The sequence below is a fragment of the Pseudomonas schmalbachii genome, from assembly GCF_017589465.1.
In the GTDB taxonomy this organism is placed as follows: Bacteria; Pseudomonadota; Gammaproteobacteria; order Pseudomonadales; family Pseudomonadaceae; genus Pseudomonas; species Pseudomonas schmalbachii.
Genome location: NZ_JAELYA010000002.1, coordinates 686,475 through 699,779, shown reverse-complemented (window position 1 = coordinate 699,779; position 13,305 = coordinate 686,475). Strand labels below are relative to the sequence as shown.

At 65.3% G+C, this 13,305-nt stretch carries 11 protein-coding genes; 7 read left to right on the top strand and 4 right to left on the bottom strand.

Features of this window, described 5'->3' with window-relative positions:
- Genes JFY56_RS08675 through JFY56_RS08660 form a run of 4 tightly spaced genes read left to right on the top strand, consistent with a single transcriptional unit; the run spans position 1 to position 5,368 of the window.
- Complete coding sequence (locus tag JFY56_RS08675) at positions 1 to 759, top strand: PilW family protein (RefSeq protein WP_208313126.1); 759 nt, start codon at positions 1 to 3, stop codon at positions 757 to 759.
- On the top strand, positions 756 to 1,325 hold the full coding sequence (locus JFY56_RS08670) for a pilus assembly PilX family protein (protein ID WP_208313125.1): 570 nt from the start codon (positions 756 to 758) through the stop codon (positions 1,323 to 1,325). Before JFY56_RS08675 ends, JFY56_RS08670 begins: the two co-directional genes overlap by 4 nt.
- Positions 1,326 to 1,339: 14 nt before the next feature.
- Positions 1,340 to 4,918, top strand: coding sequence for a pilus assembly protein (locus JFY56_RS08665; RefSeq protein ID WP_208313124.1), 3,579 nt, complete (start codon positions 1,340 to 1,342; stop codon positions 4,916 to 4,918).
- Between the two features lie 9 nt (positions 4,919 to 4,927).
- Positions 4,928 to 5,368, top strand: coding sequence for a type IV pilin protein (locus JFY56_RS08660; RefSeq protein ID WP_208313123.1), 441 nt, complete (start codon positions 4,928 to 4,930; stop codon positions 5,366 to 5,368).
- Here the strand turns inward: JFY56_RS08660 and JFY56_RS08655 are convergent.
- Positions 5,365 to 5,952, bottom strand: a complete 588-nt coding sequence (locus tag JFY56_RS08655) for an LOG family protein (RefSeq protein ID WP_208313122.1) — start codon at positions 5,950 to 5,952, stop codon at positions 5,365 to 5,367. The two genes, JFY56_RS08660 and JFY56_RS08655, sit on opposite strands and share 4 nt — an antisense overlap.
- A gap of 313 nt (positions 5,953 to 6,265) precedes the next feature.
- Between JFY56_RS08655 and azu the strand changes: the two genes are divergently transcribed.
- Complete coding sequence (azu, locus tag JFY56_RS08650; protein ID WP_208313121.1) at positions 6,266 to 6,712, top strand: azurin; 447 nt, start codon at positions 6,266 to 6,268, stop codon at positions 6,710 to 6,712.
- Between the two features lie 62 nt (positions 6,713 to 6,774).
- Here the strand turns inward: azu and JFY56_RS08645 are convergent, their stop codons facing one another.
- From JFY56_RS08645 to JFY56_RS08635, 3 genes are all read right to left on the bottom strand, one after another.
- Positions 6,775 to 7,794 (bottom strand): DUF1338 domain-containing protein, encoded by a 1,020-nt coding sequence (locus JFY56_RS08645; protein WP_208313120.1) that lies wholly within the window; start codon positions 7,792 to 7,794, stop codon positions 6,775 to 6,777.
- A gap of 264 nt (positions 7,795 to 8,058) precedes the next feature.
- Complete coding sequence (nadE, locus tag JFY56_RS08640; RefSeq protein ID WP_208313119.1) at positions 8,059 to 8,886, bottom strand: ammonia-dependent NAD(+) synthetase; 828 nt, start codon at positions 8,884 to 8,886, stop codon at positions 8,059 to 8,061.
- Between the two features lie 264 nt (positions 8,887 to 9,150).
- A complete protein-coding gene (locus JFY56_RS08635; RefSeq protein WP_208313118.1) occupies positions 9,151 to 10,044 on the bottom strand; it encodes a LysR family transcriptional regulator in 894 nt (297 codons plus the stop codon).
- Positions 10,045 to 10,158: 114 nt separating this feature from the next.
- Here JFY56_RS08635 and amaB point away from each other — a divergent pair, with 114 nt between their 5' ends.
- Positions 10,159 to 11,649, top strand: a complete 1,491-nt coding sequence (amaB, locus tag JFY56_RS08630; protein WP_208313117.1) for an L-piperidine-6-carboxylate dehydrogenase — start codon at positions 10,159 to 10,161, stop codon at positions 11,647 to 11,649.
- Between the two features lie 119 nt (positions 11,650 to 11,768).
- On the top strand, positions 11,769 to 13,052 hold the full coding sequence (gene amaA / locus JFY56_RS08625) for an L-pipecolate oxidase (RefSeq protein ID WP_208313116.1): 1,284 nt from the start codon (positions 11,769 to 11,771) through the stop codon (positions 13,050 to 13,052).
- Positions 13,053 to 13,305 lie beyond the last annotated feature (253 nt).

Here is a 13,305-nt window from a genome sequence, read left to right as displayed (position 1 = left end):
ATGGGCCAGACATCCCGCACGCTGCAGACAGGCCTGTCGCTGATCGAGCTGATGGTGGCGCTGCTGCTGAGTTGTTTCCTGATCCTTGGCGTCACTCAGGTCTACGTCGACGACAAGCAGCATTACCTGTTCCAGCAGAACCAGATCGGCAACGAGGAGAGCAGCCGTTTCGCGGCGCTGTTCCTGCAGGACATCCTGGCCAGGGCCGGTTACCGGGCGAAACCGCAGGCACAGTCGATGGCGCTCGCGTTTCCTGCCCGCGGCGGACTCAACGGCTGTCCGGCGTTCGACAACGGCGAGGTCATCAAGCTGACTGCCGACCGGCAAGGCATCTGCATCCGCTACCAGCGTGGCATGGAGAGCAAGGAGAGCGACTGCACCGGCGCGGCCATCGACTTCAGCGAAACGCCAATAAACGTACTCACCCGCTTGTCCTTCACCAAGGGCGCCGCTGGCAAGGGCGGCGAAATTTCCTGCAGCAGCGTTCTGGAGAGCGGAGGTGTCCCGGTTACCGCCAGCGTCCTCGGCGGGGTGCTGGATATGCATATCTCCGCTGCGCCCGGCAGGACCATGCGGACCCAGGCTGTGCTCCTGAGCCTGCTGTTCGCCAGCGATGGCGGCACCCGCGGGGGAGAGGGAAAGCCGGTCATCGATAAGTGGAATGAACTCACCTCCAGCAAGCTGACCATCGCCGACAGCGACCGGCGCATCTTCCGTATCAGCCAGAACATAGTCACCTTGAGGAACCTCACGCCATGACGACGCGTAATCTGGGGCGCCGGGAGAGTGGTGCAGTCCTGCTGGTGGCGCTGGTCATGCTGCTGGTACTGACCGCGCTGACACTGACCGGCATGCGTGGTGCCGCACTGGAAAACCGCCTGGTCGGCAATCAGGCGGAGGAGCGGCAGGCCTTCAATGCCGGCGAGGCTGCGCTCCGCGAGGGCGAGCGCAAGCTGGCCCGGCTGCCGGGTGCGGACGACGGCCGCAACGATGTCTGCATCGCGGACATGGACCTGTGCGTGGTCGGCAGGGAGCAGGTGCAATCCGCCAATGGGGGCGCCGTCGGCTGGCGCTGGGCGGGTTCGCCGGCGGATTGGTGGATGAAAGGAAGCCATGCACTGGCTTATCGCGGCTCCGACAACCAGACCCGATTCTCGCTGGCCCCGCGTCTGAATGCCGCTCATTTCGACAGCGATTCGGGGTGTTCATTGAACGGCGATGGGGTGTGCACGGATTACTACTACGTGACGACCTATGCCACGGCAGGAGCCGGTCGCACGCCGCTGATCCTGCAAAGCGTTTTTGCACGGCGCTATTTGAACTGAGGGAGATGTTGCCAATGGACTATCGTGCCCTGCTAGGCGCATGCACCGCCGCCGGCATCCTGATCGCAACCGGGGGATCGCAGGCGGCGCAACTGGATATCAGCCAGCAGCCACTGTTCCTGCTGCAGACCGTTGCCCCCAACCTGATCCTGACGCTGGACAACTCCCAGAGCATGCGCTGGGCGTTCGTTCCCGACGCCATGGGCGACAACGTGGGGGAGGGCAGCCTGTACCTGACCCGCCGGGTCAAGTCGGCCAGCTACAACCCCATGTACTACGACCCCAAGGTCACCTACCAGGCGCCGAAGAAGGTCATCTTCAGCGGTGGGCAACTGCTGAGCGTCGACTATCCCGTCAGCGCCGGTGACGACACCTTCGACTTCACCCGGGTCTACGTGAATGGCTTCAACCCGGCGCGCGGCACCCTGGACCTGAGCAAGAACTACCGGGTGACCTGGCAGTACAAGACCAACGGGCCGGAGATTTCTAACTACGGGACCTACACCAACGAGTACGCCGTCCCCAAGGGTTCGCTGTATTCCCTGGCGCCGAACCCGGCGGCGGATTTCAAAGTGGGGTCAGTCGACAGGACCAGGGTTGGCGTACCGGCTTATTACTATGTCTACGACCCTTCCCTGGCCAGCAACTGCAACGCGGAAAACGATGCCTGCTATCGACTGGTGACGGTCTCGGCCACATCGGGGCCGGACGGCACGGATGAGCGGAAGAACTTCGCCACCTGGTACGCGTTCTATCGGATTCGCGGCCTGGCCATGCAGAGCGCGGCCAACCGGGCCTTCCTTTCGTTGCCGGAGAACATTCGCCTGACCTGGCAGGATCTCGGTTATTGCAAGACGCTCAGTGGCACCAGCGGCTGCAAGGGCATCAGCTATAGCGGCGAGAATCTGTTGGCACCGTTCAGCGGAGAGCATCGCGCCAACTTCTTCGGTTGGGCGGCCGATATCGGTTTCGACTCCGGGACTCCGTTGCCTTCCGCATTGATCCGGGCCGGGGAGTTCCTGCGGCGCAAGGACGTCAACAACCCCTACGCCCTGGTGCCGGGCGTTACGCAAGCGCCGGAATACACCTGCCGCGCCAGCTATCACCTGCTGATGACCGATGGCATCTGGGTCGACAGCAACACGTCGGTCGGCAATGCCGACAACACCGGCAGCACACTTCCGGATGGCACCCGCTATACGCCGCGTCCGCCCTTTGCCGACGTTTCGGCAAACAGTCTGGCCGATGTGGCTTTCAAGTACTGGGCGAGCGATGCCCGCCCGGATCTGGCCGACAATCTCAAACCCTATACCCGCAACGCCAATGGTACTGCTGCGGAGCGCTACTGGGACCCCGGCAACGATCCCGCGACCTGGCAGCACCTGGTCAACTTCACCGTGGGCCTCGGCCTGGGAAAATCCCTGACCCGGCCGGCATGGGGTGGCAGCACCTATGCGGGGGACTACACGGGGCTGCTGGATGGCAGCATCGGCTGGCCGCCGGTTTCCTCCAACAGCCCGAACAACGTCTATGACCTCTGGCATGCGGCGCTAAATTCGCGCGGCGAGTTCTTCAGCGCCGATACTCCCGAGCAACTGGTCGGCGCGTTCAACAGCATCCTCACCCGGATTTCCAGCCGTAATACGTCCGCAGCCAGGCCTGCTGTCATTTCACCGACGAGCGAGTCCGCCGAGACAGGGGCCTTTACCTATACGCCGAGTTTTTCCAGTGAGGACTGGAGCGGCGATCTGATCAAGTACCGGCAGGACCCGGTGTCAGGTACACAAGCGCAGGTCTGGAGTGCCAAGGCCAGGCTGTTGCAGCGCGAGCAGAAGCGCGGCATCTGGATGCGTGGGCGCAATGGCAATCTGGTGGAGTTCACCTGGAGCAACCTGAACAGCGAGCAGCAGGCCGCGTTCAACAGGACGCTGGATGGCGATGCGGATTCCCTGGGATCGGCGCGAGTCGATTACCTGCGTGGCGATCGCAGCAAGGAAGGCACGCTGTTCCGCAGCCGGCAGAATCTTCTCGGCGACATCGTCGGCTCTGCGCCGGTGGTGGTCGCTGCGCCTTCCCGGCCGGCCTATCTGATGAATGCCCTGGATGGACAGGGCTCGTACTCCGACTTCAAGGACGCACGCAAGAACAGGGCGACACGCATCTACGTCGGCGCCAACGACGGCATGTTGCACGCATTCGACCCGAACGGCGAAGAAACCTTTGCCTTCGTGCCGACTGCCGCCCTGGAGAAGATGAACCGGATTCCCGACCGCAAATACACCGGCAACCAGCACCAGTATTTCGTCGACGGCCCGCTGGTAACTGGCGACGTGTATTTCGGCGGCGCCTGGCACAGCGTGCTGGTGGGAAGCCTGGGCGGCGGTGGCCGATCCATGTTCGCGCTGGATATCACCGATCCGGCGAACATCAGACTGTTGTGGGAAATCAGTGCCGGCGACAGCGCCTACCGGGACCTCGGCTACACCCTGACGAAGCCGAGCATTGCGCGTCTGCACGATGGCCGCTGGGCAGTTGTGGCGGCCAATGGCTACGACAGCATCGACGATCATGCAGTCCTCTATCTGGTCGACATCGGCGATGGCAGCCTGATCAAGTCCATTCCTGTGAGTGACGGCGGCAGCGCCCCGAACGGGCTGTCCACCCCGCGGGTGGTGGATATGGATGGCGACGGCATCGCCGACTACGCCTATGCCGGCGATATCCGCGGCAATCTCTGGCGCTTCGATCTGTTCGCCCCGGGCACGCCGGGCAAGCCTTACGGAGAGGCCTCGTCGTTCGCTGCCACCAGCAGTTTCAGAGCCTCCTTCGGCGGCGCGCCGTTGTTCCAGGCCGTCAGCGGCAGCGGTGGTTTCCAGCCGATCACCTCCGCGCCACGGGTGGCCAGGCATCCGGGCGGTACCGGCCTGCTGGTGATCTTCGGCACGGGCAAGTATTTCGAAACGTCCGATGCGGTGGTGGGCAGCGGCAAGGCGATGTCCCTGTACGGTATCTGGGACCGGCAGACGGCGGGGGAGAGTGCGCTCAGCACGCCCAGCGTGACGCGGAGCAGGCTGCAGGAGCAGACCTTGGTGACCAAGGAGGGCGTCACCATCGGCAACGGTACGCGGAACATCCGCATCGTCAGCGACAAGGCGGTGGCCTGGACCAGCACATCCGCGGGCGCCACTGTCGTGGAGAAGTATGGCTGGTATCTCGACCTGCCCGATACCGGCGAAAGGATCGTCAGCGACCCCACCACCAGCGGAAACCTGCTGCTGATCACCACCCTCGCTCCGCGCAGCGACCCTTGCGAGGACGGCGTCCGTACCTGGCTGATGGCGCTGAATCCGCTGACGGGCGGTGCTCCAGACATGGATGCGCTGGACCTGAACCATGACGGGACGATCGATGAGCTCGATCGCGCGGCGGACTCGGTCATCGTCTCTGGCATCGAGTTTCCCGGGATCACCGGAGGCCTCGCACCTGGACTCGACAGCGAGCACAACCTGGTGGGTTGCGGCAGCGATGGCTGCCTGCGGATAGATGATGGAATCCGGCCGGGCCGCCTGAGCTGGCGGCGCATGCGGGACTAGGAGAGTGCAATGAACGTCGTTCGAGTCCGGGGCTTCACCCTGCTGGAAATGATGATCGTCGTGGTGATCATCGGCATCCTCGCCACTATCGCCTACCCCAGTTACCAGCAGTACGTGCTGCGGGCCAACCGTGCGGAGGGGCAGGCGATGCTCAACGACGCCGCTGCACGAGAGGAGCGTCACTTTGCCCAGAACAATGCCTATGTGACCGATCCGGAAGACATCGGCAAGCTGGGCATGCGCAAGACCACTGGCACTGCCGTCATGTCGGACACCGACAAATACAGCCTTGCGGTAAGCAATCCGGCCGGCAGCGGCGGCTACCTGCTGACGGCCACCCCGCAAGGAGCACAGGCCCGGGACACGCAATGTGGCAGCCTGACATTGAATGCCGTTGGCGAGCGCGGCAAAACGGGGAGTGCCGCATCGGCTGCCGAGTGCTGGCGCTAGCCCGGCGTGTGGTCCACCCACTTCGGCGCGGCGAGCGGCTTCCAGGCTTCCATGGCATCCAGCAACTGCGCGGGCGTTGAGCCGCGCTGGAGGATTTCGCGGTGCTGCGGGCGGACGAAGCGCTCCGTCACCAGGTGGTCGAGGAAGGTCAGCAGCGGATCGTAGAAGCCGTTCACTTCCAGCAGGCCGAGCGGTTTGCCGTGGTAGCCGAGCTGACCCCAGGTCCACACCTCGAACAGTTCTTCCAGGGTGCCGAGGCCGCCGGGCAGGGCGATGAAGGCATCGCTCAGCTCGGCCATGCGCGCCTTGCGCGCGTGCATGCCGTCCACTACCTCCAGGCGGGTCAGCCCCTTGTGACCGATCTCGGCGTCTTTCAGGCTTTGCGGGATGATGCCGATGACTTCGCCGCCGGCGGCCAGGGCGGCATCCGCCACCACGCCCATCAGGCCGACCGCACCGCCACCGTAGACCAGGCGCAGGCCGCGTTCGGCGAGATGCCGGCCGAGGGCTTCGGCGGCTTCGCGGTAGATGGGACTGGCGCCGGGGCTGGCGCCGCAGAATACGCAGATCGAACGCAGGGACATGGACAACTTCCGTAGCAGAACAAAGCGTTCAGGGTAGCGGTTGACGGCGTGCAGACCAAGGCTTGGGCGAGCGGCGATCACATCCTGACGCCATTCGATTGTCGAACAGGGCCGTCAGGATCGGGGATGCCGTCTATGCTAGGCGGGGTGTGCTGGTTTGCCTCGTGCCGTCTGGGATGGTCCTGTCAGGAGTTTTCCGTTGCACCGTAGTGGTTCCGCCAGTGCCGTCTTGATCCACATCAGGGGAACCTGCCTACGCTTCCGGCAGTCTCCCCCTACAGGATTCACCGCCCAACCTGCCTAGGAGGCTTGTATGTTCCGCAAACTCGCTGCTGTAACCCTGCTCGGTCTGTTCAGTGCGCCGCTTCTGGCTGCCGAATGCTCTGTGGATATCCAGGGCAATGACCAGATGCAGTTCAGCACCAACGCCATCACGGTCGACAAGAGCTGCAAGACGTTCACCGTCAACCTGTCCCACCCCGGCAGCCTGCCGAAGAACGTGATGGGGCATAACTGGGTGCTGACCACCGCTGCCGATATGCAAGGCGCCGTCACCGACGGCATGGCTGCCGGCCTCGACAAGAACTACGTGAAGGATGGCGATACTCGCGTGATCGCCCACACCAAGATCATCGGCTCCGGCGAGAAGGACTCGGTGACCTTCGACGTGGCCAAGCTGAAAGCTGGCGAGCAGTACGCATTCTTCTGCTCCTTCCCCGGCCATTCGGCAATGATGAAGGGCACCCTGGAAGTGAAGTGACCTTTCCGCGCAATCCGCAATCGTGATGCAAAAGCCCGGCCCTCGTGCCGGGCTTCTGCATTTCAGGCGCTGCGTGAATCGGTCATCTTGAAGATGCCCTGGGCGTTGCTGCTGTCGAAGTTCAGGTCCAGCCTGCCGCTCTCGCCATCTACCCTGCGCTGGATGAACTCGACGAAGGAACCCGGAACCGTGCGCGTCACCAGTTCGCCCTGCGGGCCGAGGAAATCGCGCTGCACCTGGGCAGCGCGGTAGGCGGTCTGCAGCACGCTGCCCGAGCCGGACACCTCGATGCTGTCCTTCATCGGTCGCCCCAGTGCGCGTTGTTGTTCCACCGCCGCTTCGAGGTCGCCGACCCGGTCGGTCAGGTGGTTGAACATGTTGCCCTCGGTGGCGATCCAGGCCATTTCCGCGCTTTCGCCGAGCAGGTTGCGATAGTCCTCTTCGCGCACCACGCCGTGCTGGCGGCCGAAGGCAGCGTGCAGGGCCGGCAGGACGATCCGGGCTTCCTCGACGCTGCAATGGCGGGTCAGGCGCAGGCGGCGGAGGATCGACAGGTGCTCGCTCGACAGCGGATCGCGGCTGCTTTCGACCACGCGCGTGACGCTGGCCTGGAACGCCTCGCTGAAACGTCCCGGATGCAGTTCGGAGACGAAGAACTGGGCGATCTCCTCCGGCAGGTCCTGATGGCAGTAGGCGTAGCCGGTCATCTTCAGCCTGGTCAGCGGGTAGGTGCGCACGTCGGTGAAGCCCAGTGGTTCGAGGATGCGCGCGAAGGCCAGGCGGCCGCGCGGCAGCTCGCCGTTCTCCGGCCAGTCGACCGTGCGGATCGCACCATGATCGAACAGCACCTTGCGCCCGGCCTGGCGCTGCTCGACGACATAGCGACGGCCGTCGGGCACGGCCTCGACCAGCTGGTGGAACAGGCAGAGGTTCAGCGCTTCGGCCAGCCAGGAACGGTGGACGCCCTCGCGGGTGAAGGCGAAGCGGGATAGACCCTGGGGGACTTCGACGTGATTGCCCAGCCAGTCGGCGGCCTCTGCGCCGACCACAGCGGAAACCAGTTGGAACAGACCTTCGTGCATGACGCTCGCCCTTGGTTGCATTCGAGGCCAATGAGAGCGGCACGGGCAGGGTGGTCGCAAGCGAAAAGAAGTGCTCGATGCATTCCTTTTTTTCCGCTTGCGTTCCGTAGGTTGGCGCTGAACGCAGTGAAGCCCAACACCTGCAGAGTCTGGGTGCCACCGTTGGGCTTCGTACCTCAGCCCAACCTACGGGAGTGAAGCCCAACATCTTCCGGGCGTGGCATCGTTGGGCTTCGCAGGCTCAGCGCCAACCTACGTATCGCGTTACGGGGTCTTCGGCAGTTCGCGCTTGTGGCGGGTCTTTTCGAAGGTGCGCTGGATGGTCGCGGCGGCTTCCTCGTGGACCGGGTGGCCGTGCAGGAAGGCGTCGATATCCTGGTAGGCCACGCCGTGGGCGTGCTCGTCCGGCTTGCCGGGAGCGAGGTCTTCGAGGTCGGCGGTTGGGGTTTTCATCACCAGTTCTTCCGGCGCGCCGAGGGCACGGGCGACGGCGCGCACCTGGTTCTTCACCAGGCCGGTGAGCGGGGCGAGGTCGCAGGCGCCGTCGCCGAACTTGGTGAAGAAGCCCATCACCGCTTCGGCGGCGTGGTCGGTGCCGACCACCAGACCCTGGCGGGCGTTGGCGATGGTGTACTGGGCGACCATGCGGATGCGCGCCTTGGTGTTGCCGAGGGCGAAGTCCGCGGTGCCGGCCGGCAGACCTTCGAGGGCGGCGGTCTCAGCGGCCAGCGCCTTGACTGCCGGGCCGATGTTCACGGTGTGGCGCTCGTCGGGCGCGATGACGTCCATCGAGGCCTGGGCATCGGACTCGTCGCCCTGCACGTTGTAGGGCAGGCGCACGGCGAGGAAGCGATAGGCGTCGTCGCCGGTCTGCGCGCGCAGGTCTTCCACCGCGCGCTGGCAGAGCATGCCGGCGGTGAGCGAGTCGACGCCGCCGCTGATGCCGAGTACCAGCGTCTTCATGCCCGACTCGCGCAGGCAGTCCTGGATGAAGCGGATACGCCGCTGGATTTCCGCCTGGATGTCTTCCGGGCCGTTGAACGGCGGCTGGACATTCAGTTCGCTGGCGATGGCGTGTTGGATGGATTTCATGGGGTGGTCCTTGTGAATACTCAGGCCGGCAGCTTGTAAACCCTGAAAAATACCAGCGTCGGGGCGGTTGGGTCGATGCATTTGTCGGCTGGAGATTCCGCTCCTACGGATACTCCGGCGTTGCGATTCCCTCACCCCAGCCCTCTCCCGGAGGGAGAGGGGGGCAACGGCGTTGAGTTGTATGCCGTGCCATCCGGCAACGCCGGGCAGCGAGTAGGGCGGGTGCAACCCGCCATCCTGCCGATTCGGCGGGTTGCACCCGCCCTACGGATTCGCTCGCTCGCCGATCCACTCGACGAAGGCGCGCACCTTGGGCACCGCCGCGGCGTGTTCCGGGTAGGCCAGGTAATAGGCGCTGCGGCTGGCGAGGGCGTGGTCCCAGGCGATCGCCAGCTTGCCTTCCTGCAGTTCCTCCTCCACCAGGAAGCGCGGCAGCAGCGCCACGCCGCAGCCGGCCTGGGCGGCGCGGATGCACATGTAGAAGGTGTCGAAGCGCGGGCCGTGGTAGCTGTGCTCGCTGTGCCGGTCGAGGCTGAGGAACCATTCGTGCCAGGCCTCCGGGCGCGTCGCGTTCTGCAGCAGGACCAGTTCGGCAAGTTCGGTCGGATCGCTCATCGGTTCCGCAGGCAGGACCGACGGCGCGCAGACCGCCACCATTTCCTCGCCGAACAGGCGGATGCACTCGGCGCCGGGCAGGGTGCCCTGGCCGAAGTACAGGGCAATGTCGCAGCGCGACTGCAGCAGGTCGCCGGGCTCAAGTTCCTGGCGCAGGTCGAGGTGGATGTTCGGATGGCGATGGCGCCAGCCATTCAGCCGCGGGATCAGCCAACGCGCGCCGAAGGTCGGCGGCGTCGCCACGCGCAGCACCTCGGTTTCGCCGCCGTAGGACAGCAGGTAGTGGGTGGACATCTCCACCTGGGTGAGGATCTTGCGCACTTCGGTGAGATACAGCTCGCCCGCCGGGGTCAGCTGCAGGCGCCGGCGCACGCGGCGGAACAGCAGGTGCTGGAGCATTTCCTCAAGTTGCGCCACCTGTTTGCTGACCGCGCTCTGGGTCAGGCTGAGCTCCTCGGCGGCGCGGGTGAAGCTGAGATGGCGGGCGACCGCTTCGAAGCATTGCAGGGCGGCCATGGATGGCAGATGGCGTTTACTGAGCATCGGTTGTATGAATTTAAGGAATGATGTGTGTAGGAAACGTCGTTTGTTGCGGTTAGGCAAGCCAGTTATTACTGCCGGCATTCCAACCGTTCATCGGTACGCACAGGAGTCCCCATGATTTCCGCACTGCTCGCAAAACTCGGCGTCGACGCCCGGCTGTATCAGGACGGCGAACTGGTCATCCACACCCCCATCGACGGCAGCCGCCTGGGCGCCGTGCACCTGGAGAGCGCCGCCGAGGTGGAGCAGAAGATCGGCCGCGCCGCCCACGCCTTCGAGGCCTGGCGCAAGGTGCCGGCGCCGCGGCGTGGCGAGCTGGTGCGCCTGTTCGGCGAGGAACTGCGCGCGTACAAGACCGAGCTGGGCGAGCTGGTTTCCTGGGAAGCCGGCAAGATCACCCAGGAAGGCCAGGGCGAAGTGCAGGAGATGATCGACATCTGCGACTTCGCCGTCGGCCTGTCGCGCCAGCTCTACGGCCTGACCATCGCCTCCGAGCGCCCCGGCCACCACATGCGCGAAACCTGGCAGCCGCTCGGCGTGGTCGGGGTGATCAGCGCGTTCAATTTCCCGGTTGCGGTGTGGTCGTGGAACACCGCGCTGGCGCTGGTCTGCGGCAACCCGGTGGTGTGGAAGCCGTCGGAGAAGACCCCGCTCACCGCGCTGGCCTGCCAGGCGCTGTTCGAGCGTGCGCTGCAGCGTTTCGGCGATGCACCGGCGCATCTCAGCCAGGTCGTCATTGGCGACCGCTCCGCCGGCGAGGCGCTGGTGGACGACCCGCGCGTGGCGCTGGTCAGCGCCACCGGCAGCACCCGCATGGGCCGCGAAGTCGGGCCGAAAGTGGCGGCGCGGTTCGCCCGCAGCATCCTCGAACTGGGCGGCAACAACGCGATGATCCTGGCGCCCAGCGCGGACCTGGACATGGCCGTGCGCGCTATCCTGTTCAGCGCCGTCGGCACCGCCGGGCAGCGCTGCACCACGCTGCGCCGGCTGATCGCCCACGAGTCGGTGAAGGACGAGATCGTCACCCGCCTGAAGACCGCCTATTCGAAGGTGCGCATCGGCCATCCGCTGGAAGGCAACCTGGTCGGCCCGTTGATCGACGAACGCAGCTACCTGGCCATGCAGGGCGCGCTGGAGCAGGCGAAGGGCGAGGGCGGCGTGGTGTTCGGCGGCGAGCGCCAACTGGCCGACCGTTATCCCAATGCCTTCTACGTTTCCCCGGCGATCGTCGAGATGCCGGAGCAGAGCGACGTGGTGCGCAGCGAAACCTTCGCGCCGATCCTCTACGTGGTGACCTACCGCGACTTCGACGAGGCGCTGGCGCTGAACAACGCGGTGCCGCAGGGATTGTCGTCGTGCATCTTCACCACCGACGTGCGCGAGGCCGAGCAGTTCATGTCGGCGGCGGGCAGCGATTGCGGCATCGCCAACGTCAACATCGGCCCGAGCGGCGCGGAGATCGGCGGCGCCTTCGGTGGCGAGAAGGAAACCGGCGGCGGCCGCGAATCCGGCTCGGACGCCTGGAAGGCCTACATGCGCCGCCAGACCAACACAGTGAACTGGTCGCGCGATCTTCCGTTGGCGCAGGGGATCGTGTTCGATTGATGCACGCGTAGGGCGGGCGTAGCCCGCCGTTCCAGGTGCGCGATGGGCGGATGGCGGGCTGCGCCCGCCCTACGAGTCCCGTGGCCAACATTTGAAGCCTCGTTAAGAAGGATCGCTGGATGTCGCTTCGCCAGGAATGTCTTTGGGAACACCTGACCCCCGAGCGGCCGCAGGCGCCGTCGTTGCGGGGGGAGCACAAGGCCGATGTGTGCGTCATCGGCGCCGGGTTCACCGGTCTGTCGGCGGCGCTGCATCTGCTGGAGCAGGGGCTGTCGGTCTGCGTGGTGGAGGCGCACTCCACCGGGCACGGCGGTTCCGGGCGCAACGTCGGGCTGGTGAATGCCGGCATGTGGATTCCGCCGGACGAGATCGAAGCCGGCCTCGGCGTGGACATCGGCGGGCGCCTCAACCGCATGCTCGGTGCGGCGCCCGCGCTGGTGTTCTCGCTGATCGACAAGTACGCCATCGACTGCCAGGCGCGCCATGAAGGCACCCTGCACATGGCGCACAACGCGCGCGGACTGGCCGATCTGCGCAGCCGCTGCGCCCAGTGGCAGCGTCGCGCGGCGCCGGTGGAGCTGCTGACCGGCGCCGCCTGTGCCGAAGCCTGCGGCACCGAGAGGATTGCCGGTGCGCTGCTCGACCGCCGCGCCGGCACGCTCAATCCGATGGGCTATGTCAGCGGGCTGGCGCGTGCCGTACAGGGGCTCGGCGGGCAACTGTTCCATCACTCGCCGGTCACCGGACTGGTCCGCACCAACCAGCGCTGGAGCGTGTTCACCGACGGTGGCTCGGTCAGCGCCGAGCGGGTGGTCATCGCCTCCAGCGCCTACACCGAAGGCGAGTGGACCACCCTGCGTCGCACCTTCTTCCCCGGTTACTACTACCAGGTCGCCTCGCGCCCGCTGGACGGGCCGGAGGCCGCGCGCATCCTGCCCGGCGGGCAGGGCTCGTGGGACACCCGCCAGGTGCTCAGCAGCATCCGCCGCGACGCCGACGGCCGCCTGCTGCTCGGCAGCCTGGGCAAGGGCACCGGCAAGCCGGAGTGGTTCATTCGCAGCTGGGCCGACCGCATCCAGCAGCACTACTTTCCGCGCCTCGGCAAGGTCGACTGGGAGTTCACCTGGACCGGCTGCATCGACTTCACCCCCGACCACCTGATGCGCCTGTTCGAGCCGGCGCCGGGCCTGCTCGCCATGAGCGGCTACAACGGCCGCGGCGTCACCACGGGCACAGTGGTCGGCAAGGCATTCGCCGATTTCCTGGTCTCCGGCAGGGCCGATTGCCTGCCGATGCCATTGCGGCCGATGGAGGAAATTTCTGCCTCCGGACTGCGCAGTTGCCTGTACGAAGCGGGCTTTTCCCTGTACCACGCGGGGCAGTGCCTGCGTGTCGTTATCTGAACGACGGATGTCGTTCCTGGGGATGTTTATTTCCGTGGCATAAGTGGAAAGTTCGGCACGAACCTAAGGAGTTTGGCTATAAGAAATAACGACTGATCGCACGAAACAGTGCGTAGTCGCACCAGCGGTGGGCAGCCATCGCAGTGTCGTCAGGTTTCCCCGATTTGTTGTCGTAGCCCCACCGGCTGCGGGCTGCGGCACACCGGGAGATACTTGAAAGTTTTGCCTAAGTATTTGATTTCCAATAACAAAG

What these genes read in the sequence shown, in the direction of transcription:
- JFY56_RS08675 (WP_208313126.1), top strand. Translation starts at nt 1, where the DNA reads ATGGGCCAGACATCCCGCACGCTGCAGACAGGCCTGTCGCTGATCGAG.
- JFY56_RS08670 (WP_208313125.1), top strand. Translation starts at nt 756, where the DNA reads ATGACGACGCGTAATCTGGGGCGCCGGGAGAGTGGTGCAGTCCTGCTG.
- JFY56_RS08665 (WP_208313124.1), top strand. Translation starts at nt 1,340, where the DNA reads ATGGACTATCGTGCCCTGCTAGGCGCATGCACCGCCGCCGGCATCCTG.
- JFY56_RS08660 (WP_208313123.1), top strand. Translation starts at nt 4,928, where the DNA reads ATGAACGTCGTTCGAGTCCGGGGCTTCACCCTGCTGGAAATGATGATC.
- JFY56_RS08655 (WP_208313122.1), bottom strand. Translation starts at nt 5,952, where the DNA reads ATGTCCCTGCGTTCGATCTGCGTATTCTGCGGCGCCAGCCCCGGCGCC.
- azu (WP_208313121.1), top strand. Translation starts at nt 6,266, where the DNA reads ATGTTCCGCAAACTCGCTGCTGTAACCCTGCTCGGTCTGTTCAGTGCG.
- JFY56_RS08645 (WP_208313120.1), bottom strand. Translation starts at nt 7,794, where the DNA reads ATGCACGAAGGTCTGTTCCAACTGGTTTCCGCTGTGGTCGGCGCAGAG.
- nadE (WP_208313119.1), bottom strand. Translation starts at nt 8,886, where the DNA reads ATGAAATCCATCCAACACGCCATCGCCAGCGAACTGAATGTCCAGCCG.
- JFY56_RS08635 (WP_208313118.1), bottom strand. Translation starts at nt 10,044, where the DNA reads ATGCTCAGTAAACGCCATCTGCCATCCATGGCCGCCCTGCAATGCTTC.
- amaB (WP_208313117.1), top strand. Translation starts at nt 10,159, where the DNA reads ATGATTTCCGCACTGCTCGCAAAACTCGGCGTCGACGCCCGGCTGTAT.
- amaA (WP_208313116.1), top strand. Translation starts at nt 11,769, where the DNA reads ATGTCGCTTCGCCAGGAATGTCTTTGGGAACACCTGACCCCCGAGCGG.